The sequence below is a fragment of the Pseudomonas sp. GP01-A4 genome, from assembly GCF_058780865.1.
This window is the reverse complement of the sequence record NZ_JBYSWF010000010.1, coordinates 109,209-131,150: the sequence shown is the minus strand read 5'-3', so window position 1 is coordinate 131,150 and position 21,942 is coordinate 109,209. Positions and strand designations below refer to the sequence as shown.

The following is a 21,942-nucleotide window of genomic DNA, read 5'->3' as shown; positions in this document are numbered from 1 at the left end:
CCCGATAATCAAGCATCCCCTTACCACCGCCGAGGCCTTCCCCCATGACGAGCCCATCCACCGACCAGGTCAGCCCCCAAACCCTGCGCAGAGTGATCATCGCCGCCGGCATCGGTAATTTCGTTGAGTGGTTCGACTTCGCCGTCTACGGCTTTCTCGCCACCACCATCGCCCAGCAATTCTTCCCCAGCGGTGACGCCAGCGCGGCGTTGCTGAAGACCTTTGCGGTGTTCGCGGTGGCCTTCGCCTTCCGGCCCCTGGGCGGGATTTTCTTTGGCATGCTCGGCGACCGGATCGGGCGCAAACGCACGCTGGCCATGACGATTTTGCTGATGGCGGGCGCCACCACGCTGATCGGCCTGCTGCCCACCTATGCCGCCATCGGCGTGGCGGCGCCGATTCTGTTGTCGTTGATTCGCTGCGCCCAGGGCTTTTCCGCCGGGGGCGAATACGCCGGGGCCTGTGCCTATCTGATGGAGCATGCGCCCAGTGACAAGCGCGCCTGGTATGGCAGTTTTGTGCCGGTGTCGACGTTTTCTGCGTTCGCTGCGGCGGCCGTGGTGGCGTACGCCCTGGAGGCTTCGCTGTCCGCCGAGGCAATGGGCAGTTGGGGCTGGCGCTTGCCGTTCCTGATCGCCGCGCCGCTGGGGCTGGTGGGGCTTTACCTGCGCTGGAAGCTGGATGAGACGCCGGCCTTCCAGGCGGTGAAGCAGGAGCACGCGGTCGCGCACTCTCCCCTCAAGGAAACCTTGCGCAACCATGGTGCGGCGATCTGTTGCCTGGGCGCTTTTGTGTCGCTTACGGCGTTGTCGTTTTATATGTTTACCACCTACTTCGCGACGTATCTGCAGGTGGCGGGTGGCTTGAGTCGGGCGGTGGCGTTGCTGGTGTCGCTGATTGCGCTGATTTTCGCGGCGGCAATCTGCCCGCTGGCGGGGTTGTATTCGGATCGGGTGGGGCGTCGGGTCACGGTGATGACGGCGTGTGTGTTGTTGATTGTGGTGGTGTACCCGTCGTTCCTGATGGCCAGTTCCGGGTCGTTCGCGGCATCGGTGGTAGGGGTGATGTTGCTGGCGGTGGGCGCGGTGCTGTGTGGGGTGGTGACGGCGGCGTTGTTGTCGGAGACCTTTCCGACACGCACGCGGTATACGGCTTCGGCGATTACCTACAACATGGCGTACACGATCTTTGGCGGTACGGCGCCGTTGGTGGCGACGTGGTTGATCAGTACCACCGGCAGCAACCTGTCGCCGGCGTTTTATCTGATTGCGGTGGCGGTGCTGGCGTTGGCGGGCGGGTTGGCGTTGCCGGAGACGTCGCGGATTTCGCTGCATGAGGTGGGCGTGGAGGAAAAAGGCGCAGCGCCGGTGTTGTCGCGTTAAAGTCGGCGGGTGTTCAAAAGTGCCGGAGACCCGAGCGATGCGTATTACCTGCCTGCATACCGCCGAGAGCAACATTGCAGTGTTTGACGCTGCCGCAGCAGCGCTGGGGATCGGGTCACGGGTGTTGCACCATGCAGTCCGGGCCGATCTTCTGGCAGCGGTCGAACGCGCGGGTAAGCTGACCGCAGGCATAGCCGAGGAAACGCAGCTGGCGCTGGTTGCCCTGGCTCAGCACTGCGATGCAGTGGTGCTCACCTGTTCGACCCTGGGCCCGGTGGTTGAACTTGCCGGTACTCACACCCCGGTGCCGATTTTGCGGGCAGATGAAGCGCTGGCATTCGCGGCGGTTCAAGCTGGCGGGAAGGTGGTGGTGTTGTGCGCTGTCGAAACCACACTCGAGCCGACTGCTCACTTGTTTTACCAGATGGCCCAGCACACCGGGGCGTCGGTGGAGGTGCAACTGGTTCCGGGGGCATGGGCGATGTTCAAGGCGGGCGACCTGCACGGTTATCTCGCGACCATCGCCAAGGCTGCGGACCGTGCCTATGGGGATGGCGCGTCTATCGTGGCACTGGCGCAAGCGTCCATGAGCGAAGCCTCTTCGCTTGTAACGACGGGCCCTGCTCCACTCACCAGTGCATCGACGGGGCTGCGGGCAGCGCTGAGTCGTGCCGAACGCGGGTATGATCCAGGCTAACCCGGCCCGACTGGACCCACGCTGATGCCCGCCTCCCACACCCGGCCTACTCCCGCACCACTCCTCAAGCCCGGCGAAACCGTGGTGCTGTTCGACGGTGTGTGCAAGCTGTGCAACGGCTGGGCGAGGTTCCTGATTCGCCACGACCACGACCGACATGTACGCTTGGCGGCCGTTCAGTCGCCCGAAGGTCAGGCGCTATTGGCCTGGGCCGGGTTGCCGCTGGATCAGTTCGACACCCTCGCAGTGATCCGCGACCGGCATTACTGGGAGCGTTCGGAGGCGGTGTTCGAAATCATTGCGCAACTGCCTGCCCGCTGGCGCCCATTGCTGGTGCTGCGCGCCATCCCGCGCTTTCTTCGGAATTGGGCTTATGATCGCATCGCGCGTAATCGCTATCGGCTCTTCGGGAAATACGACACCTGCCTGTTGCCGGATCCGGATCATGCGCGGCGTTTTTTGAAGGGGCCGCCATGAACACCTGAGTTTGGCTTACTCACCTGGGCAGGCGTGGAGGATAGGTAAAGCACTCACTCCCCGCGTCCAGTGTCGTAGCGTTTGGAATAGGAAGCCCCCATCAGATAGAAGCACCCACCCGCCACGATAAACGCCGCGAGCATATAGAACATGAAATGCGCCGACTGCGTTGCCAGGGCAAACCCGCACAGCACCGGCCCCAGCGCACCGCCGAGGCTGGACAGGTTTTGCGCGCCGTAATACATGCCGCGCAGGTGCTCCGGTGCGATGCGGTCGATAAACATGTACTCGGCCGGGAACACGATGATTTCGCCCACGGTGAATATCGCCACGGCCAACGCCCAATGCAGCACGGTGGTGGACAGCGCAAAACCGACGACGCCCAGCAGAAACAGGCTGAAGCCCGCCGTCAGCCATTGATTCAGATGCTCGTTGGTAATGCGCTTGCCCACGATGTACTGCAGGCAGATCACCACGGTCGCATTGACCGCCACCACCGAGCTGATGACCCGGTAGGTAAATTCCGGCGTGCTTGTGGTCACCAGGTATTGCGAGATGTAGCCGGTGAATTGGCCGAACGCCACGGCGCTCAACGCGCCGCCCACCGTGAAGCAGACCAGGCGATAGTCCTTGAGCAGAATGCGCCCCACCGCGACGAACGACACCGGGGCATTGGCCGGGTCGGCGGAGCTGAGGCTCCTGTCGCCCCACACCATATAGGTCAGGAAGAAGCCCATGCCCAGGATCGCCGACACCAGGAACGGCAGTTTCATATCCATGTGCGCGAGCCCGGCGCCAATGAACGGCCCCACTGCGTAACCAATGTTGATCAGGGTGTAGCGCACCGAAAACACTTTGCCGCGTTCGGCTTCCGGCAGCAGTTTGCCAAACGCGGCCTTGACCACGATATCGATCACTGAATAGGCGAAGTTGAACGACACCAGAAACAGGAAAAACAGCCACAGGTGCGACGTGACGCACATGCCGATGAAGCCGACGGTGAAAAACCCCGTGAAGCTGAGAATCAATCGGTAGCTGGAGATTTTGTCAGTCAGGTAGCCGCCGTAAAGGCTCAGCAACGAACCGACGAGCATCGCACCACCCACCACCAGGCCGATTTCGCTGATGCCCAACGTGAAGTTGGATGACAGATAAATCACCATATACGGCAGGGTAATGGCGCGCCCCAGGGTCAGGAACAACGCAGACGACAGCAGCAGATTGACCGAAAACGGGTAGTGTCTGAAGGCAGCGAGCATCAGCGTCGGTTCCTGTTATTGGCAGTATCAAAGGCTAAGTAACATATCCTTACACATCCACCTTTGAGCCGGCTTAATTATTTAGCCGCGCCCCCAATCGCCCGTGAAGCCTCAGCCAAACGCTGCGTAGCGACGCGGATTTCCTCCGAATTGAGCGAGGCGAAGCCCAGGCGCAAGGCATTTTCAGGATGATCAAACGGTGAAAACAGGCGACCGCTGCGCACCACCAGGTCCAGCTCCAGCGCTTTTTCGGCCAGTCGGTCGACGTCGATTGAGTCGGCGAACCTTACCCACAACGCTAGCCCGCCTTCGGGTTCCTGCACAGAGATCTGCTCGCCAAAAGCTTCCAGCAAACAACTGAGCAGGGTCTCCCGACGCCGGCGGTATTCCCTGGAAACCCGCCGCAGGTGCTTCTTCAATTCGCCATCGTTGATCAGGTCCGCGAGCATCCGCTGCATCACGGCATCGCCCTGGCCCAGGCTCACCGCCGCCGTACGCTCAAGCACTTCGATGAGGTTCGACGGTGCAACGATATAGCTGCAACGGAAGGTGCTGCCCAGGGACTTGGACAGCGAGCCGATGTAGATCACATGACGCTGCGCGCTATCACTGGCCAGAGGCAAATAGGGCCGTCCGGCAAAGTGGTATTCGTGGTCGTAGTCTTCCTCGATGATGCAGAAGTCATGCAGCCGGGCCAGTTCCAGGAGCTGCTGGCGACGTCCGGCACGCAGGCTGACGGTGGTAGGAAACTGGTGATGGGGGGTGACGTACATCATCCGTACGTCATGCAGGCGGCACAGCTCGGCGAGTTGGTCGACCCGGCAACCTTCGTCGTCCAGGTCCACGGTGACCAGTTGCGCACCCAACTGGCGGAAAATCTCCCAGGCCGGTGGGTAACTCAGGCGTTCGACCACCACCACATCACCGGGTTTGAGCAACGCGCTGGCGGTCAGGTACAGCGACATCTGCACGCCTTGAGTCAGGCAAATCTGCGGCGCGCCGACCGTCAAGCCGCGATTGTGGCGCAACATTTCGGCCAGGGCGTTGCGCAGGTACTGGCCGCTGCCTTCGCTGCCATGGCGCACGGTGTTGGTGGTAAAGCTGTTGCGCAAGGCATTGCGGTAATAGCGGTGCAGCACGGCTTGCGGCAGCAAGCGATGGTCACAGGCGCCATTGTCGAAAAACAGCGCGCCGGGCCGGTGTTGCAGGGCTGTCACCTGTTCGCCTGGGGTGAAATAGGCCGCCGCAGGCACCTCCCGCAATGCCGGGGCAAACGACTTCGGGGCGCGGGTGGCCGGCACCGCGCCTGTCGCCAACTGCGAACTGACGAAGGTGCCGCGACGTTGAAGGCTGACCAGCCAGCCCTTGGTCACCGCCTCCTCGTAGGCAAGGATCACCGTCTTGCGGTTGACGTCCAGCAGTTGCGCCATCTCCCGCGTGCCGGGCAACAGCGCTCCGGGGCGCAGGCGGCCCTCGACAATCGCACTCACCAGGCCCTCGACGATCTTTCTGTAGGACGCCTGCGGCTGCGCCCCATCGAGTTTGAGCAACGGGCGCCATTTGCGAAGCTGGACCATATGAATTATCCAAAACTGGAGGTTCTCCTGGTCCTAGTCTACCGCAACAATCGAGCCTCAATTGCCCCGAGGTGTTTATGCACAACCGCCATGTCGTTGAATTGTTGCCCTCGGGCAAATCCTTCGAAGCTGCCGATCAATTGTTGCTCGACGCCATGCTGGCCAGCGGTCTCGCCGTACCCTTTTCCTGCCGGCGCGGCGCCTGCGGGTCGTGCAAGGTCAAGGTGGTGTCGGGCCAGCACCGGGAAAAGCTGCGCACACCCGACACCCCTGCCCCTTCTTATCCGCTCGCGGCTGACGAGATGTTGCTGTGCCAGAGCCATGCCTGCAGCGACATGCGCCTGGAAATCCCCGGCTGGTCACTGGACACGCCCGCGCTGGAAGCCAGCGCACAGGTGATCAGCAAACGCGCGTTGAGCGCCGACATCGTCGAGCTGGTGTTGCTGACTGCCCAGCCACTCGAAGTCCGGGCCGGCCAGTACCTCAGGTTTCGCCTCGACGATGGCGACAGCCGCTGTTTCTCCGTGGCCAATCTGCCCGCGCAGGACCAAGGCCGGTTGGTGTTTCATATTCGCCAGGTCAGCGGCGGCCTGTTTTCCGAACGCATCCTGCCGACCTTGCAAGTGGGTGATGCGGTGAAACTCGAAGGCCCCGTGGGCGCCTGCACCTGGCAACACGACGATGAACGCCCTGTTGTGCTGTTCGCTACCGGGACCGGTTATGCCGGTATCAAGCCCTTGTTGCTGACGGCCCTGGCCCGCCAGGCCGAGGTCACCCTGTATTGGGGTAACTCGGCCCCGGCGGACTTCTACGACGTCGAGTTTCTCGAACGGGCCAGCCAGGCCCATCCACGCTTTCTCTGGCATCGGGTTTTGTCGGCAGACGCCCGCGTACAGCAGGTCGCGTTGACACAGCCCCATGACTGGGCCGAGAGCCAAATCTACGCCTGCGGCAATAGCACGATGATCAACCAGGCCCGCGAAGCCTGCCTGGCGGCGGGTGCGCAGGCGCATCGTTTCGTCGCCGAAGCCTTCGTCCCCAGCGGTGCATTGACGCCAGCGGAGTCGCTCAACACGCGGCACCCGGTGCTGGAAAAAGTCGGCCCGCGCTACTCGCTGGACGGCATGCTCGCGGCTCGCGAGCAGACGGTCAGGGCCCTGGCCGCCATCGCCGATCAATTGAAAGTCGGCATGACCACGGCGCAAGCCCTCGCAATGGCCAGTGAGACATTGCAGGCCATGGGCGCGTCTCACACCTGGCATCCCACCTATATCCGCTTTGGCGAAGACACCATCCGCACACCCCGCCAAGGCATCGACCTGCTGCGCAAGCTGCGGCCCACCGATATCGCCGTGGTGGACCTTGGCCCGGTGTGGGATGGCTATGAAGGCGACTATGGCGACACCTTCGTATTCGGCGAGCACCCATTGCATGACGCTTGCACGAAGGCCCTGCATGAAGTGTTCGACGAGACCCGCGATGCCTGGCACCGCGGGCTGACCGGGCGCGAGCTGTACGACTTCGCTGAGGGTAGCGCCCTCTCCAAGGGCTGGCGCCTTGAGCGCAACCTGGCCGGACACCGCATCGCCGACTTCCCCCATGCCCTGTTCGGGCAGGACAAGCTGGCTGAAGTCGAGATCGTACCGAGCGAGATGGTCTGGGTGCTGGAGATACAGATCTGCCATCCCACACAACCGGTCGGGGCGTTCTTCGAGGATATTCTGATTGGCGAGGCCAACGGGGGCGTGTAGGGACGGGCCGTACGGTGGACCCGGTGAGTCCAGAGCGGTAACGTTATCCGGGCATTATCACCTCAGCAAAAAGGGAGTTTGCATCATGACCGACGACACAAAAACAAAAGGGCCAGCGTCGTACTTCCCCTCCATCGAAAAAAACTATGGGCAACCCATTAGCCACTGGCTGGATCTGCTCAAGGCCGCCAGTTCCAGGAAGCATATGGAGCTTGTGGCCTTGCTCAAGACTGAACACGGCATGGGCCATGGTCACGCCAATGCGTTGGTTGCGTACTTCTTGGCGGCTGAAAAAGGCAATTGATCCACCTCCCGGCGGGCGGTGAACGTGCCTACCCGCCGGGCGTTGCGGCTGTCTCTTGCAGCGTTCGTTCAAGTCGTCGCAGGTGAGCATTCACAATGAGTTTGTGCGCTGGCCCCACTGGCAGCATGTAGAGGCGCCCATAGGTGTTATGGGTGACAACCGACGAGGTGATCGTGAGTACACGGTCAGCGATTGAAAGGCAGATCATCACATCCAGGTGCCGGTCACGCTCGGTCAGCACCAGCATGTCGGGCGCGCTGCGTTCCACCAGGAAGAAGTCCAGCCGGTCGCCGACCTGCACAGCCTCGCGCAAGGTGCCGGAGAACCCACCGATGCGCTTCACACCAAACAACGAGGAAATGGCATCCCTGATTCGGAAAGCCACCTGCATCAACGGCCCCGGTTCGCCGGTCATGATGTTCCAGGCATCCAGCGCGGTGATTTCAGTAGGCAGCGGGGCTGACCGGGTGTCGTAGTAATCAAGCTCTGACGGTGCACGCAGCGTGTGAACAACATCGGTAGTCGTCAACATTATCTTCCCTGATTGCTCGGTTAGAGCGGCTGACCTACATCAATACGATTCCCGTCCGGGTCTTCGAACACAAACGCCCGCAACCCGTAATCCTGATCCTTGAGGCGCTTGATGATCCTCGCCCCATGCTGCACGCAAGCGGCGTGCAGCCTGTCGACATCGTCCACCATCAGGTGGGCAATCGTGAACGCGGCAGCTGGATGGTTGGGTTGCAAGGTCAAATGCAGCTCGCCCTGGTCGCGCTGCAGAATCATGAAGCCGATCGGGTTTCCATTTTCGAAGGCTTTCGTAAACCCCAGGGCCCTGGTGTAAAAATCATGGGCCCTGCCCATGTCCTTTACGGGAAGCGTTACTGCAATTCGTCCGAAACGGACGCCATGATCAACGACTGCGCTCATCGCAGAACCTCAACGTGCAAGCACCATGACACCTGCCAGGCGGTGCTGGTGAGTGTGAAGCGCCTTGCCAAACCTGAAGGAGCAGGACGGTGCCTGCGAGGCAGAGGTTATTTTGCGCAGCTACCGAAGTAAAGAGAGATACGAGGGTCGTTGCCGGGCAATGATCAGCAGGCGGTCGTTCACCTACGATTGCTCGGAGTCGGACCTGAGCCCCAAATCAGCAAGATTGATCAAGCGGACTGAAAGGAGGGCGAAGCGCATGCGTTTATTCTCGCCCCCTGCCTCTAACACGGTTTCAGAGATGAAACGCCGGCCCCGCCTCTGCACCTTGTGGAGGCGCTTCAACCTTCACCTTCAGCGCAATCAACAGTGCCGCCAACAGCATCAAGATACCTGCCGCGACAAAGACCCCGCCGATACCACTGAAACTGAACATCGCGCCGCCTGCCGCCGCCCCGGCGGCAATCGCCGACTGCACTGAAGCCACCACCATGCCCCCGGCGCTTTCAGCCTGGTCAGGCACTGCCCGCGCCACCCAGTTCGACCAGGCCACCGGCACCCCGCCAAACGCCAGGCCCCAGAGCATCAACAACCACACCTGGCCGGTCACGGTTGCCGGCAACAGCGCCAGGGCGAGCGCCGCAACGCCCACCAGCGCGGGCATCAGCACCAATGTTCCACGCGGCAGACGCACCAGCAGCCAGCCGGCCAGCAGCGTGCCGGCAAAGTTCGCAACACCGAATCCCAGCAACATCAACGCCAGCCCCTCGGCATCGACGCCAGTGGTGCTTTCCAGGAATGGCCGGATGTAGGTGAACAACGCAAAGTGCCCGGTGTGCACCAGCACGCACCCCAACATGCCCACGGCAATGCCCGGGCGCAGCAGCACTTCCAGCACCGTCCTCAAGCGGGCGGTCCTGCGGGGTGCGAGCGGCGGCAGGGTGAACAGCTGGAACACCAGGGTCACGCCGCCCACTGCGGCGGCGGCGAGAAACGCGCTGCGCCAGCCGTACAGCCCACCCAAAAAGCTGCCCAGCGGCACCGCCACGACAGTGCCCACCGCGATGCCGCTGAAGATGATCGACAAGGCACGCGGCAGCAGTGCCGCCGGTACAAGCCGCATCGCCACCGCCGCCGCCATGCTCCAGAAGCCACCCAGGGCGATGCCCAGCAGGACGCGCATCAGCAGCAACACCGTGAGGCTCGACGAGACCGCCACTAGCAGGTTGGAGCAGATCATCAGTGCGCTGAAGCACAACAGCACCACGCGCCGGTCGATCCCGCGGGTCAGGCCCGGTACCAGCAAACCGGCGAACAACGCCACCACCGCCGTGACTGTCACCGCCTGCCCTGCCAAGGCTTCCGAGACGCCGAGTTCGACCGCCATCGGCGTCAACAAACTGGCCGGCAGGTACTCCGCCGTGAGTAATCCGAACACGCCCATCGCCAACGAAAACACCGCCATCCAGGCCGGTGTCGCGGGCGCTGCATCTGCACCGGTTACGGCGTCACACACACAACTGCTCATCACTGGTCACCCTCCAAAAGTTATCGCGACCGCCAGTCTAGGTACGCAGGGCAGGATGATCTATGATGCAAAATCTTGAATTCTTTACCGAAACCCCGAAAATGATGCCTCCAGAACCGTTCGACGTGTCCTCTGACCTCATCAACGAGCTGTTGCGCGGCATGCGCCTGCGGGGCGTCGAGTACCGCCGTATCCAGGCCGGGCCGGCGTTTGGCCTGGGCTTTGCGACCAAACCCGGGCATGCGTACTTCCACCTTGTCGCCGCCGGCGGCGTCACCCTGCGTACCGAGGACGGCACGCAGTACGAACTGACGCCGGGCAACGCCGTGTTCATCTCCCACGGGGGCGCCCATCAGTTGCTCTCCAGCCCGGAGGTGCCGGTGCAGGACATCGACAGCTTCAACGCCGCAGCCCTCGGCGATGCGGTGTGTGCCGTGGATGCCCGCACCGATGCAGGCGTGGCTCAAAGCACCCTGCTCTTCAGCGGCTGCATGGAGTTTGAACTGGGGAGTTTGCACGGCCTTGGCCGCCTGATGCCGGACCTGATGCTGATCGACGCCAAGGGCCAACGTTATCCGGGGCTGATGCCGATCCTGGCGGCCATGGAGCGTGAAGTCAGCAGCGCCCGCATCGGCTTCGCCGGCATTCTGGCGCGCTTGGCGGACGTGGTGGCGGCCATGGTTGTTCGGGGCTGGGTCGAATGTGCCTGCGGGAATGCGTCCGGCCTGGTGGCCGCGCTACGCGACCCGCGCCTGGCCAAGGCCCTGCTGGCGTTGCATCAACAGCCTGGGCGCGACTGGACGGTGGAAGAGCTGGCGGCGCAGTGTCATACCTCGCGCTCGGTGTTCGCCCAACACTTTCAAACCACGATCGGCACGCCACCGTTGCGCTACGCCACCGAACTGCGGATGCGCCTGGCCAGCCAGTGGCTGACGCTGGAGCGGCTGCCCATTGAAACCGTGGCGCAGCGCCTTGGCTATAACTCCCAGGCCGCGTTCAGCCGGGCATTCAAGCGCGTCACCGGGCAGCCACCGGGGGCCAGCCGGCGATCTTGAGCCGCTAGGAAAAGTGCGTGATCAACATTTCTCGCACTGCACTGACCAGCGAAGCCTCGCCCGGACGCGGCGGTAACAGGCTGAACTCGACATCGGGCAACGCCGGAAGCGTTTGAATCGTCCGGCATGCCTCGGCCCCGGCAGGCACGGCCGAGCTGTTCAGGCACGCCACGCCCAGCCCCGCCAGCAGTGCCGATTGCAGGCCCGCCACCCCGGACGCGGAATGCGCGATGACATACGGCACCCCGCGCGCATCCAGCAGGTCGATGGTGAACCGCTGCAAGCTGCAATCCTGGGGAAGTACCACCAACGGCAGCGGCGCCGCGAGTTGGTGCTGTGCGTCGAACCCACTGAGTGCCACCCACCGCAGGGCCTCTCGTCGTACGGGAATGCCTTCGGGAAGGCTGCGACCATCGAGGATGCGCATCGACAGGCCAATGTCGAATTCGCCGCTGTTGGCGCCCTTTTCGATTTGCAGGCTCTTGCGCACCGAAACATGCAACCGAAGCTGCGGATATCGCGTGCGCAAACCCTTCAACATGCCCGCGATGGCGCTCGGCAAAAAATAGTCGGTGATGGCCAGGCGCAGTTCGCCGCTCAAGGTCACGCCGCGCATGTCCTCAAGCACGCAGTCACTCAGCGCGAGCAATTCACGCGCATGTGCCAGCAGGCGCTCTCCGGCAGGTGTGGGGCTCACGCCTTTTTTGCCGCGCTCCAGCAGCGTCACGCCGGTGAAGGTTTCCAGCTTGCGAAGTTGCTCACTGAGCGCGGACTGGGAACGGCACAGCTTGGGCGCGGCCGCCGAAAGGCTGCCGGATTCCAGGATGGTGACGAAGGAGCGCAGTTGCTCAAGGTCAAAGGGGCGCATGTCTAACCTGCGTTTTTTCCGATAGATATCATTATATCTTCCCGTTTTTCAGATCCGAATAATTTTCTTAATCTGGCACCTCACCCTACCCTTACGAGGAATTCGCCATGCCAGGCATCACCCTGAAAATATCCGGAGAACGCAATCCCGAACTGGTCCGCCAGCTCGTCCCGCAGCTCACTGCACTGACCTGTGAAGTGCTCGAGAAACGCCCGGAGCAGACCTTGCTGATTCTCGATTTTGTACCGCATGACCAGTGGTTCATTCATAACCGCTCGCTGGCCGAACATGGGCGCAACGCATTCCGCCTGGAAGTCACCGTGACCGATGAGACCAACACCAAGGCGCAAAAGGCGCGTTTTCATCGTGAGGCCTACACGCTGTTGGCGGAGTTGATCGGCAACCTGCACCCACACTCCAATGTGCATATCATCGACTGCCGAGCCAGTGCCTACGGCTATGAAGGGGTGACTCAGGAGTACCGCTATCAACACACTTGATAGGCCGGGAAAAAGCCGCGCATGAATATCGATCAGGTCAATGCGCGGCTCATCAAGTCCGTGAACAGTTGCAGAACCCGTTCATCATCCACGCCCAACAATCGGTCACCCACATAGCATTCGGTCTTGCACCATCCCGGTCCATGAACGACAGCACGCCCAGCCGCGACACCAGGTAACGCCCCGGCAAAAGGACCATTGACGCGGGCTTTTATGACAAAAAATTCATACAGCTAAACTGTACAGTTTTTCTGCACGCATGCTAACGTCCGGGCATGAACAAACCTTCCATCACCTCCGAAACCCAATCCGCCGCCCTGGCTGCCGAGCTGCGCATCTCCCTGGGCAAGCTGATACGCCGGCTGCGGGAACAAACCCATCCGAACGATTTCACTTCCGCCCAGAAGTCGGTGCTGCTGCGCCTGGACCGAGACGGGCCCAGCACCGTCTCGGCCCTGGCCCGGGCGGAGAGCGTGCGGCCGCAGTCCATGCGCATCACCGTGGCCGGGCTGGAAACGATGAAAGCGATCAGGGGCAAACCCGACCCCAGCGATGGGCGCCAAACCCTGATCGAGCTGACTCCCGGCTTTCGTAAGCACCTGATCGCCAGCCGGGCGGCCAAGGACGATTGGCTGCTGCGGGCGCTGCAGGAGCAACTGTCTGCCGTAGAACAAGCTGAACTCGCGGCAGCGGTAAAGCTGCTGGAGCGCCTCGCCGACTTTTGAGCCACTTCTATCCGTTCGAGGACCTCCCATGGCCGTCACCTTGCTGGATCCCAACACCGCGCTGATCATCGTGGACTTGCAAAAAGGCATCGCCGAATACCCGTTCATCCACCCCATCGGCGCCGTGGTGGAACGCTCCCGTGCACTGCTCGACGCGTTCCGCGAGCGCGGCATGCCGGTGGTGCTGGTCAACGTCACAGGCTTCGCCCCCGGGCGCACCGAGCGGCCACGGCGCAGCGATGTATTTCCAACGGGATGGGCCGACCTACTGCCCGAACTCGATCAGCAACCCGGCGACATTGGGGTGACCAAACGCACCTGGGGCGCATTCGCCAGCACTGATCTTGAGGCGCAACTCAAAGCACGCGGCGTGACCCAAGTGGTGATCACCGGCGTTGCTACCGGAACCGGCGTGGAGTCCACCGCGCGCCAGGCCTACGAGGCCGGCTTCAACGTGACCCTGGCCGTCGACGCCTTGACCGACGCGAACGCCGAGGCCCATCACTACAGCCTGAACCAGGTATTCCCGAAGCTGGGGGAAACCGGCACGGCGCAAGAGATCATCGGCTTGCTTGCAACAAGGGGGGCGTGACGATGCAATGGCATGAGCTGGTGTCTTATTTCTTCGGCGGCGTATTGCTCGCCAACGCGCTGCCCCATTGCCTCAGTGGCTTGATGGGCCAGTCCTTCCAGACGCCGTTTGCCAAGCCGCGCGGCCAGGGGCGGTCCTCCTCGACGCTGAATGTGCTCTGGGGTTTTCTCAACCTGGTGATCGGCTACGTGCTGGTCTGCCGGGTCGGGGACTTCGACCTCAAAAACACCGCTGATGTGCTCGCCCTCGGGCTCGGGGCCTTGGCCCTGAGTGTATTCCTGGCGCAGCATTTCGGGCGCTTCAACGGTGGTCACTCCTCAGGGCCGGTGTGAGTTCGATGGGCATTTTCCGCTCGCTGCGCAGCGTCAACTACCGCATTTGGGCCGCCGGCGCCCTGGTGTCGAATATCGGCACCTGGATGCAACGCACGGCCCAGGACTGGCTGGTGCTGACCCAGCTCACGCCGCATAACGCGTCGGCCGTCGGCATCGTCATGGCGTTGCAGTTCGGGCCGCAATTGCTGTTGCTGCCCTGGACCGGCTTCGCCGCCGATCACTACGACAAGCGCAAGCTGCTGATGGTCACCCAGGGCGTGATGGGCGTGCTGGCGCTGATGCTGGGGGTGTTTACCCTGACCGGCATCGTGCAGCTGTGGCACGTGTATGTGTTCGCGTTTTTGTCTGGCTGCGCCTCGGCCTTCGATGCACCGGTGCGGCAGATATTCGTGGCGGAGCTGGTGGGCGAAGCGGACCTGTCCAATGCCATCGCGCTCAATTCCACCTCGTTCAACATGGCGCGCATGATTGGCCCGGCGGTGGCCGGCGTGACCATCGCATCGGTGGGCACCGGCTGGGCGTTCCTGCTCAATGGCGCGAGTTTTTTCGCGGTGCTGGCCTCGCTGTTTCTGCTGCGGGTTTCCGGCCTGCACACCAGCCTGCGGGCGCTGCGCACCAAGGGCAGCCTGACTGAAGGCCTGCGTTATGTGTGGGCGCGGCCGGACCTGATGGCGATCCTGATCATGCTGTTCTTGATCGGCACCTTCGGCATGAATTTTCCGATCTTCATCTCGACCATGGCCGTCACCGTGTTCCACGCCGATGCCCGCGGCTATGGCCTGCTGACGTCGACCCTGGCCATCGGCACCGTTGCCGGGGCGCTGCTCGCAGCCGGTCGCGAGCGGCCACACTTCAAGGCGTTGTTGATCGGCGCGCTGGTATTCGGGGTGGGCTGCACGCTGGCGGCGATTGCCCCGAACTATTGGTTGTTCGCCGGGGCGCTGGTGATCATCGGCGTGGGCGCGCTGACCTTCAGCAACACCACCAACAGCCTGATGCAACTCACCACCGAGCCCGCCATGCGCGGCCGAGTGATCGCCTTGCGGGTGGGCGTGGCGCTTGGCGGCACACCGATTGGAGCACCGATAGTGGGTTGGGTTGCCGACCACCTGGGCCCACGCTGGGCACTGGCAGTCGGCGCCGCCTCGGGCATCCTGGCCGCCGGGGTGGCGGTGTACACCATGACGCGCAAGCTGGATCGGCCCAAAAATATCTGATGGGCAACACAGCTCCCACAGTTGATCTTCGCAGGCTCGCACAGTTGATTGATCGTTCCCACGCTCTGCGTGGGAATACATCCTGTGACGCTCCGCGTCACCCCTGCGCAGGACTTGAACCTTGCATCGTCAGCTGGACGCAGAGCGTCCGAGGCGGCATTCCCTGCAGAGCGTGGGAACGATCAATATCTGAAGGGCAACACGAATCCAGTGTGGGAGCTGTCGAGCTTTAGCGAGGCTGCGAAGAGGCCCTGTCAGGCAATAAAGATGTCGCCTGCCAGTCCGCCATCGCAGCCTCGCTAAAGCTCGACAGCTCCCACAGTAGATCTCTCGCGTATCATCACCCTCCTCGCTCCTCAAGGAATCCCCATGTCTTCAAGCAAACGCGACAGCGCGCGCATCGAACGTCGCCTGGTCGCGACCCTGACCGAAGCCTGTGAGATCGCGAAAGCCGAAATTACCGGCTTCGACTGGCTGACCCACGAAGTCGACTACCAGGCCTTTGCCCAAAGCCTGCTGGTCATCTGGGTATTCGATACCAGGGCGAACCGGGAACTGGCCCTTTCTACCGGACTGGACCTGCGCATGCGCGAGCTGACGGCCACCGCGCTGGAGGATGCCGGGGTGGATCGCCCTTCTTCGCCCCGCTACGTGCGCTTCGACTCCGAGGAAGAATGCCACCTGCAGCATGGCGGCAATTGGCGCCTGCGCCTGCTCAAACTGTATGCGGTAAAGGGGTAAAGCCTTGGCTAAAGATATCGAGAACCCGTGCGTCTCAACCTGCCAGCTCAGTGGTGAGCTGTGCGTGAGTTGTGGACGCACCAAGGACGATATTCGCAAATGGAAAAAGATGAAGCGGCCAGAGAAGATGGCCGCTGTGCAGCGCGCAACGTTGCGCTTGAAGACGTTGAAAAAGGGCAAGTGACGCACCCGGTTTCAGGCCGTCAAGTACGCCCGACTGACCCCGTCACCGGCAAATTCCCGAGCAACTTGAGCCCGGTGGTTTTCACAAACGTCGCGTAGTCCATCGGCTTCTCGATACGGGTTTCAGCGTTGGGCAGTACATACGCCCAGGCGCGCTTGGACGACACGTCGTAAACCAGCTTGAACAGGCGGGTCGGCACCCAGACCTTGTTGTCGCCAATGGTGCTGTAGCCCGGGTCAAACAACGGCCCGGTGAACACGAACACATTGCCGTCGGCGCGCTTGGCAAACTTGCGCACGTCCGCCTCGACCTTGCTCCAGATCTTGCGGTTGTTGGTCGGGTCTTGCGGGACCATGTTCGACAGCGCAAAGGACTGGGCCATGGCGTTGGTGCTCGGCGCATCCGCCGCCGGGGATTGATGGCCGCGGTCCACGGCCGGGTGTTGGCCACGGTAGTCGCTCAACTCGGCGCGCGCGCCTTTGGGAATACGCGGGTCGGGGTAGAACTGGTTGGTGCGTTCTTCGCCTTTGGCATCCTTCAACTGGCCGGCATTCAGGCGTTCGACCACCACCAGCGGGGTCTTGCTGGTTTGCGAGTACAGCACCGCGAAATTATCGGAACACAGCGCCAGGGGTTTCATGGTGGCCGGCACGGTGGCCGTGTTGATCGGTTGTGCGGCCGGGAACAGGTCGGCGCAACTGTCGAACGATGGCTTTTTCTGTTGGCTTGAATACAGACCCAGGGCCGCGCCCTGACTGATGGAGCCCGAGCGAGAGGTATGGGATTGAGGCGGTGTGATGAGGTCCAGCAGGCCACGGGCTTGCGCCCCGGTGGAGAGCAAAACAAGGGCCGACAGCCCAACTGCAATTTTGCGTAGGTGCATGGGTTAAATCTTCAAAGTTCGATTGCGGGGCTTATGGACCCATGGATGTGACTTTAGTGCGAAGCAGCGCTGCAAAATACCCTGAACACGGTTTACGTAAGTGACTGATAGGTTTGAAGATAAGCTCGCAGCATGCGGGTCACCTGCTGTTCCAGGCCGGCTTCAAAGGCCGCAGATGCATTGCCTTCAAGCAACGCCCGAACCGGTCCCACCACCGCGCTGAGCGAGATGGCGGCGGTAAGGGATGGGTCTTCAAACCGGGCATCCGACGCCGTCGCCAACATCGCTGCAATCGCGGCCACCACCCGCTTGTTGATCCGCGCCACAAGCTCCGCACCGCCCCGCTCACCTGCGATGGCATACAGGGCTTTGGACGCCGTCGGGTCCATCAGCTTCACGGCGAGAAAAGCCGTGACAAACCCCGATGCCATTTCCGCCACCGTGGTGCCCTGGTGTTGATCGCACGCCTGCTCGACGGTCTCGGCCACCTGCACCAGATGCTTCTCCAATACCGCAGCAAGCAGTGCATCGCGGTTCGGATAGTACTGATAGAGACTGCCCACCGACATGCCCGCCCGCTCGGCCACGCGGGTCGTGGTGCAGCGCACCAGGCCCTGAGCGGTCAAAACCTGAAGGGTTGCCGTGTGCAGCGCTTCCACCGTCGCCGCCGACCGGGCCTGGACCGCTGATTTTCTTGGCTTTAACGACGCTTTGAGAGGGCTCATGGAATGCGAATTCTAAACCTGAAGGATCCTTCATATTATAGGCTTCCTCCCGTCAAGCAAGAGCCCCGACCATGACCCCCAGCACATTCAATCTCGGCGATCGCACCGTCAACCGCATCGGCTACGGCGCCATGCAACTGGCCGGCCCAGGCGTGTTTGGCCCGCCCAAGGACCGTGATGCAGCGCTGGCCGTACTGCGCGAGGCCGTCGCTTGCGGCGTGAACCATATCGACACCAGCGACTTCTACGGGCCGCATGTCACCAATCAGATTATTCGTGAGGCACTGCACCCGTATAAAGACGATCTCACGATCGTCACCAAGGTAGGCGCCCGCCGTGGCGACGATGGCGCCTGGTTCAACGCTTCGTCGAAGGCCGAGCTGACCCAGGCCGTGCACGACAACCTGCGCAACCTGGGCCTGGATGTGCTGGACGTGGTGAATGTGCGGGCCATGCACGGCGTGATGGGCACTGCCGAAGGCTCGATCGAGGAACCCCTGAGTGCCATTGCCGAGCTGCAACAACAGGGCCTGATACGCCATATCGGCATCAGCAACGTTACCCCGACGCAGGTCGCCGAGGCGCGAAAAATCGTGCGCTTCGTGTGCGTCCAGAACCTGTACAACATCGCCCACCAACACGATAACGCGATGCTCGACGAATTGGCCCGGGACGGCATCGCCTATGTGCCATTCTTCCCGCTGGGCGGATTTTCGCCAGTGCAGTCAGCGGTGTTGTCGAACGTTGCACAGCGCCTCGGCGTCACCCCGATGCAACTGGCCCTGGCATGGCTGCTGCGCCGTTCCCCGAATATCCTGCTGATCCCGGGAACGTCCTCGGTCACCCATCTACGGGAAAACATCGCGGTGGGCGAGCTGGATCTTTCGGGCGAGGTACTCGCAGAGCTGAACACCCTCGCAGGCTGACCCTCACGCCAGCAGTTCTGCGATCCACCGCGCCTGCTGGGCGACCTCTTGCACCTTGTCCTCGGGCACCGCTTGCCGCGCCTGGGCGAAGTCGCTCAGGGTCTGCTGTTTGTGGCGCAGGATGCGCTGCCACTTGAGCAGGAATTCCGGGCTGCGGGCCTGCATTTGCAGCGGGCCGAAGTACAGTTCTTCGGCGGTATAGGTCACAGGCCCGGCGTGCTCGGCAACGATGATTTCGTAGAAGAATCGGTTCTCCCGCAGCAGCTCTTCGCACACGATGCGGTAGCCGTTCTCCATCAGCCATTGGCGCAACGGTTGCTCGCCGCCGTTGGGCTGCAGCAGCAGGCGCTCCCGGCCGTTGAGGCGCGCCTTGTCGCTGTCGAGGATGTCGCGGATGGTCTCGCCGCCCATGCCGCAAATGCTGATCGCGGTGATCCCGTCTCCCGGCTCGATCGCCGCCAGGCCACTGGCCAGGCGTACGGTGATGTGTTGCTCCAGCTCGTTCTCGCGCACCGTGCGCTCGGCTGCGCGAAACGGCGTCAGGGCCACCTCGCCCGCCACCGCCGCCACGATGGCGCCGCGGCGCATCAATGCCACCGGCAGGTAGGCGTGGTCGGAGCCGATATCCGCCAGGCGCGCCCCGGCGGGGACGTGCGTCGCCACGCGCTCAAGGCGCATGGACAATGTGTGTTCGTTCAACTGCCGTTCCTTTTCGGTAATACCCTGGCCATTGTATTGCGGGTTCTTCAAAGAGGAACGTCACTTTGGTGAACGCCGTCAATCAGTGGCCGCCAGCCTTACCAGTTCCTTGCGCAACAGCGAACGATCCAGCACCGCCATCCCAGCCTGCCAGTCGATGGAAAGCAACTGGCTCAGTTTTTCCTGGCTGACCTTGGGCTCAGCCAGGAAATAACTTCTGCACTCGCGGATACTGATGAGATTCACCAGCCAGTCCTCCCCCTGCGCCGCCAGCCAATCAGCGATGGTCGAGCGATGCTTTCGGATCAGCGCACCGGCATCCCACACCGTCATCTGCGCAAAAACCTGCGGCAGGTTGCTGTCGGCTTTCAGCCACTTCAGGTCACCCGCCAACGCGCCTGCAAGGTCTGACTCGATAGTGGCCTGGCACTCGGAGAAATACCGCTCAGGCCAGTCTGCCGCGAGTTTCGCCAGCAGCGCGAGGGTTTCATAAGCCCGAACATCCGCCGCGGTGGTCAACTGCCCGGTAAAATTCAGGGTATTGTCCAGGATTGCCGTGGCCAGCAGCGCGGCACTGTGCTCACTGATCAGCGGCAACAAACCGGCCGCTTCCCAACGCAGGAAAACCTGCGTCGCTGCTGCACCGATCAAACGGATGTCTGCGGCACTTCCCAGCCTCTGCGCCCAATAGGTTTCAAACCCCGGGTGATGGTCAATCACCTCCACCACCTGATCGAGCACGACCACCGGGTCGAAGTGGTGGAAGTCCGAGATATCCACCATCACAAACTCATCGCCGGGCCCGGGTCGGTAGTCATCCAGTGATGATAGCCAGCCGAGCACGGTCCTGGAGATGCTGGCATTCAGTGGAGCACTGCTGACGGCACGCGCCTCGATTCCCTGACGATTCAACAACTCGGCATACGCAATGCAGCAGGCGTATGCATCGATGTCCAGATACGCCGAGCCGGAGGTGACTACCCTCATCGGAAAAACTCCATGATTTCATATTTTTGGCAGGCAAATTTCACACGCCTTTATGACGAAAACATGACTAAATGGACAGAACAACCCTGGAGATTCGAGCAATGACGTCATTTCGCGTTCGCGAGCTGAGCAGTACGGACACTGAAGCATTGCTGGCCTTCGAAGCCCGTAACCGTGACTGGTTCGAGTCGCATATCGAGGCGCGCGACCCATCGTTTTACTCGGTGCAGGGCGTCGCCGAGCATATTGACGGTTATCTATCAGGCCTGGCCACCGGCACATGGCACCCGTTCGTGATCGAAGACGCCAACGGCGAAATCGTCGGTCGCGCCAACCTGAAAAGCATCGACTCGCCAAAGGGCTCTGCCGAAGTCGGCTACCGCGTGGGTGAGCGCTCGTGCGGGCAAGGGCTGGCAACCCTGGCGCTGAACCATCTGATCCGCGAGGCACAGGCGCGCTGGGCACTGACCCAACTGGTGGCGTACGTGTACCCCGAGAATGTGGGCTCACAAAAAGTCCTGACCCGCTGCGGTTTCGTGCCCGACCAGCCCGCACCGGACGGCAAGCCCCAGGGCGAAAACCGCTTTGTCCTGACATTCCAGGCCTGAAGAGCCGACCCGCCGGCGAACCTTTACCCGGTAAACACCGTCCGAGCTAGGGCATTGATGTTTACCGCTCGCCGCGAGGTTTCCGTTTGAAAGCTGCCATCATCAAAAAATACCGCCTGATCATCAAGACCATGGGCTATGTAGGCTGGGCGCTGTTCTGGCTGCTGCTCTGGGATATCGCCGTCACCGTGGACTTCATGCTGTTCCTCAACAGCAAGATCAACCTGCCGCTGATGCCGCTCACCCTGCTCGGCTCGGCGCTGGTGGTGCTGATCAGTTTCCGCAACAGCAGCGCCTACAACCGCTGGTGGGAGGCACGCACGTTGTGGGGGGCGATGGTCAACAATTCCCGCAGCTTCGCCCGGCAAGTGCTGACGCTGCTGGATGACCCGGACAATGAGGTCAACCCGATAAAGGCGACCTTGCTGCGCCGTCACGTGGCGTATGTGAACTGCCTGGCGGCGCACTTGCGGGGCCAGCCTTGCCCGGAAGAAATCCGCGCCTTCCTGCCGGCCGACGAGTTCGCCCGCAGCACCAGTACCAATAACTTTTCCAACGACATCATCAACGGCTCCGCAGCCCTGCTGGCCCAGGAATACAAGGCCGGGCGCCTGGACAGCATTCGCCTGGCACGGTTGGAGTCGACCCTGGTGGATTTGTCCAACAGCCAGGGCGGCATGGAGCGCATCGCCAATACGCCGCTGCCCTACCCTTACGTGTATTTCCCACGGCTGTTCATCTCGCTGTTCTGCCTGATCGTGCCGGTGGGCCTGGTGGAATCCCTGGGCTGGTTCACCCCGCTGGCGTCCACGGTGGTGGGCTTCATGCTGCTGGCCATCGAACGCATCGGCACCGATTTGCAAAGCCCGTTCCGCGACAGCGAGCACCAGATCCAGATGGAAGCCCTTTGCGAAACCATCGAGAAAAACCTGCAGTCGATGCAGCGTGATTCCCTGGGGGGCGAGCGGATCAGTTAATCCTTGCCGGGCCGT

At 62.1% G+C, this 21,942-nt stretch carries 26 protein-coding genes; 16 read left to right on the top strand and 10 right to left on the bottom strand.

What is annotated here, in order from left to right; translation table 11 throughout:
* The first annotated feature begins 44 nt into the window (after positions 1-44).
* The 3 genes from AC3WKX_RS09365 to AC3WKX_RS09355 are packed head-to-tail and all read left to right on the top strand — an operon-like array spanning position 45 to position 2,556.
* Positions 45-1,382: an MFS transporter gene (locus tag AC3WKX_RS09365; RefSeq protein ID WP_102605068.1), complete on the top strand. Its 1,338-nt coding sequence runs from the start codon at positions 45-47 to the stop codon at positions 1,380-1,382.
* Positions 1,383-1,419: 37 nt separating this feature from the next.
* Positions 1,420-2,079 (top strand): aspartate/glutamate racemase family protein, encoded by a 660-nt coding sequence (locus tag AC3WKX_RS09360; RefSeq protein ID WP_102605067.1) that lies wholly within the window; start codon positions 1,420-1,422, stop codon positions 2,077-2,079.
* Between the two features lie 24 nt (positions 2,080-2,103).
* Positions 2,104-2,556: a thiol-disulfide oxidoreductase DCC family protein gene (locus AC3WKX_RS09355; protein WP_102605066.1), complete on the top strand. Its 453-nt coding sequence runs from the start codon at positions 2,104-2,106 to the stop codon at positions 2,554-2,556.
* Positions 2,557-2,609: 53 nt separating this feature from the next.
* Here the strand turns inward: AC3WKX_RS09355 and AC3WKX_RS09350 are convergent, their stop codons facing one another.
* Both AC3WKX_RS09350 and pdxR read right to left on the bottom strand, forming a co-directional pair.
* Positions 2,610-3,815 (bottom strand): MFS transporter, encoded by a 1,206-nt coding sequence (locus AC3WKX_RS09350; RefSeq protein ID WP_102605065.1) that lies wholly within the window; start codon positions 3,813-3,815, stop codon positions 2,610-2,612.
* 77 nt (positions 3,816-3,892) lie between these two features.
* Positions 3,893-5,392, bottom strand: a complete 1,500-nt coding sequence (gene pdxR, locus AC3WKX_RS09345; protein WP_102605064.1) for a MocR-like pyridoxine biosynthesis transcription factor PdxR — start codon at positions 5,390-5,392, stop codon at positions 3,893-3,895.
* A 77-nt stretch (positions 5,393-5,469) separates the two neighbouring features.
* On the opposite strand from pdxR, the gene AC3WKX_RS09340 reads away from it, so the two are divergent.
* Together AC3WKX_RS09340 and AC3WKX_RS09335 are read left to right on the top strand one after the other, a co-directional pair.
* Positions 5,470-7,143: a M24 family metallopeptidase gene (locus AC3WKX_RS09340; protein WP_102605063.1), complete on the top strand. Its 1,674-nt coding sequence runs from the start codon at positions 5,470-5,472 to the stop codon at positions 7,141-7,143.
* Positions 7,144-7,228: 85 nt separating this feature from the next.
* Positions 7,229-7,447 (top strand): DUF4287 domain-containing protein, encoded by a 219-nt coding sequence (locus AC3WKX_RS09335; RefSeq protein ID WP_003214516.1) that lies wholly within the window; start codon positions 7,229-7,231, stop codon positions 7,445-7,447.
* A gap of 28 nt (positions 7,448-7,475) precedes the next feature.
* On the opposite strand, the gene AC3WKX_RS09330 is transcribed toward AC3WKX_RS09335, so the two are convergent.
* The 3 genes from AC3WKX_RS09330 to AC3WKX_RS09320 form a co-directional block, all read right to left on the bottom strand.
* The gene (locus AC3WKX_RS09330; protein WP_102368493.1) at positions 7,476-7,979 is read right to left on the bottom strand and encodes a DUF2867 domain-containing protein; all 504 of its coding nucleotides are present in this window, start codon (positions 7,977-7,979) and stop codon (positions 7,476-7,478) included.
* Between the two features lie 20 nt (positions 7,980-7,999).
* Positions 8,000-8,377, bottom strand: coding sequence for a VOC family protein (locus AC3WKX_RS09325; RefSeq protein ID WP_003214518.1), 378 nt, complete (start codon positions 8,375-8,377; stop codon positions 8,000-8,002).
* A gap of 295 nt (positions 8,378-8,672) precedes the next feature.
* Positions 8,673-9,905, bottom strand: coding sequence for an MFS transporter (locus AC3WKX_RS09320; protein WP_102605062.1), 1,233 nt, complete (start codon positions 9,903-9,905; stop codon positions 8,673-8,675).
* Between the two features lie 65 nt (positions 9,906-9,970).
* Between AC3WKX_RS09320 and AC3WKX_RS09315 the strand changes: the two genes are divergently transcribed.
* A complete protein-coding gene (locus AC3WKX_RS09315) occupies positions 9,971-10,960 on the top strand; it encodes an AraC family transcriptional regulator (RefSeq protein ID WP_102605069.1) in 990 nt (329 codons plus the stop codon).
* A 4-nt stretch (positions 10,961-10,964) separates the two neighbouring features.
* On the opposite strand, the gene AC3WKX_RS09310 is transcribed toward AC3WKX_RS09315, so the two are convergent.
* Entirely contained in the window at positions 10,965-11,828 is an 864-nt protein-coding gene (locus AC3WKX_RS09310) for a LysR family transcriptional regulator (RefSeq protein WP_003214521.1), read from the bottom strand.
* A 107-nt stretch (positions 11,829-11,935) separates the two neighbouring features.
* Here AC3WKX_RS09310 and AC3WKX_RS09305 point away from each other — a divergent pair, with 107 nt between their 5' ends.
* The 7 genes from AC3WKX_RS09305 to AC3WKX_RS09275 all read left to right on the top strand — a co-directional run bounded on the left by AC3WKX_RS09305 (position 11,936) and on the right by AC3WKX_RS09275 (position 16,122).
* A complete protein-coding gene (locus tag AC3WKX_RS09305; RefSeq protein WP_003214522.1) occupies positions 11,936-12,328 on the top strand; it encodes a tautomerase family protein in 393 nt (130 codons plus the stop codon).
* 275 nt (positions 12,329-12,603) lie between these two features.
* The gene (locus tag AC3WKX_RS09300; protein ID WP_102605061.1) at positions 12,604-13,053 is read left to right on the top strand and encodes a MarR family winged helix-turn-helix transcriptional regulator; all 450 of its coding nucleotides are present in this window, start codon (positions 12,604-12,606) and stop codon (positions 13,051-13,053) included.
* 28 nt (positions 13,054-13,081) lie between these two features.
* Positions 13,082-13,645 (top strand): isochorismatase family protein, encoded by a 564-nt coding sequence (locus AC3WKX_RS09295; protein WP_102605060.1) that lies wholly within the window; start codon positions 13,082-13,084, stop codon positions 13,643-13,645.
* Between the two features lie 2 nt (positions 13,646-13,647).
* On the top strand, positions 13,648-13,977 hold the full coding sequence (locus AC3WKX_RS09290; protein ID WP_008438861.1) for a hypothetical protein: 330 nt from the start codon (positions 13,648-13,650) through the stop codon (positions 13,975-13,977).
* A gap of 5 nt (positions 13,978-13,982) precedes the next feature.
* The gene (locus tag AC3WKX_RS09285) at positions 13,983-15,197 is read left to right on the top strand and encodes an MFS transporter (protein ID WP_102605059.1); all 1,215 of its coding nucleotides are present in this window, start codon (positions 13,983-13,985) and stop codon (positions 15,195-15,197) included.
* Between the two features lie 369 nt (positions 15,198-15,566).
* Positions 15,567-15,938: a hypothetical protein gene (locus AC3WKX_RS09280; RefSeq protein WP_102605058.1), complete on the top strand. Its 372-nt coding sequence runs from the start codon at positions 15,567-15,569 to the stop codon at positions 15,936-15,938.
* A gap of 4 nt (positions 15,939-15,942) precedes the next feature.
* Complete coding sequence (locus AC3WKX_RS09275; RefSeq protein ID WP_003207939.1) at positions 15,943-16,122, top strand: DUF1289 domain-containing protein; 180 nt, start codon at positions 15,943-15,945, stop codon at positions 16,120-16,122.
* Between the two features lie 19 nt (positions 16,123-16,141).
* Here AC3WKX_RS09275 and AC3WKX_RS09270 read toward each other — a convergent pair whose 3' ends face one another.
* Entirely contained in the window at positions 16,142-17,005 is an 864-nt protein-coding gene (locus tag AC3WKX_RS09270; protein ID WP_003207938.1) for a DNA/RNA non-specific endonuclease, read from the bottom strand.
* Between the two features lie 92 nt (positions 17,006-17,097).
* Complete coding sequence (locus AC3WKX_RS09265) at positions 17,098-17,730, bottom strand: TetR/AcrR family transcriptional regulator (protein WP_023659027.1); 633 nt, start codon at positions 17,728-17,730, stop codon at positions 17,098-17,100.
* Between the two features lie 71 nt (positions 17,731-17,801).
* Between AC3WKX_RS09265 and AC3WKX_RS09260 the strand changes: the two genes are divergently transcribed.
* Positions 17,802-18,656 (top strand): aldo/keto reductase family oxidoreductase, encoded by an 855-nt coding sequence (locus AC3WKX_RS09260; protein ID WP_102605057.1) that lies wholly within the window; start codon positions 17,802-17,804, stop codon positions 18,654-18,656.
* Positions 18,657-18,659: 3 nt separating this feature from the next.
* Here the strand turns inward: AC3WKX_RS09260 and AC3WKX_RS09255 are convergent, their stop codons facing one another.
* Together AC3WKX_RS09255 and AC3WKX_RS09250 are read right to left on the bottom strand one after the other, a co-directional pair.
* Positions 18,660-19,355: a tRNA (adenine(22)-N(1))-methyltransferase gene (locus tag AC3WKX_RS09255; protein ID WP_102370233.1), complete on the bottom strand. Its 696-nt coding sequence runs from the start codon at positions 19,353-19,355 to the stop codon at positions 18,660-18,662.
* A 78-nt stretch (positions 19,356-19,433) separates the two neighbouring features.
* Positions 19,434-20,342, bottom strand: coding sequence for a DHH family phosphoesterase (locus tag AC3WKX_RS09250; RefSeq protein WP_102368488.1), 909 nt, complete (start codon positions 20,340-20,342; stop codon positions 19,434-19,436).
* 101 nt (positions 20,343-20,443) lie between these two features.
* Between AC3WKX_RS09250 and AC3WKX_RS09245 the strand changes: the two genes are divergently transcribed.
* Positions 20,444-20,950 carry a GNAT family N-acetyltransferase gene (locus AC3WKX_RS09245; protein ID WP_102605056.1) on the top strand — a complete coding sequence of 169 codons (507 nt, stop codon included), beginning with the start codon at positions 20,444-20,446 and terminating at the stop codon, positions 20,948-20,950.
* A gap of 86 nt (positions 20,951-21,036) precedes the next feature.
* A complete protein-coding gene (locus AC3WKX_RS09240; protein ID WP_087692921.1) occupies positions 21,037-21,927 on the top strand; it encodes a bestrophin family protein in 891 nt (296 codons plus the stop codon).
* Positions 21,928-21,942 lie beyond the last annotated feature (15 nt).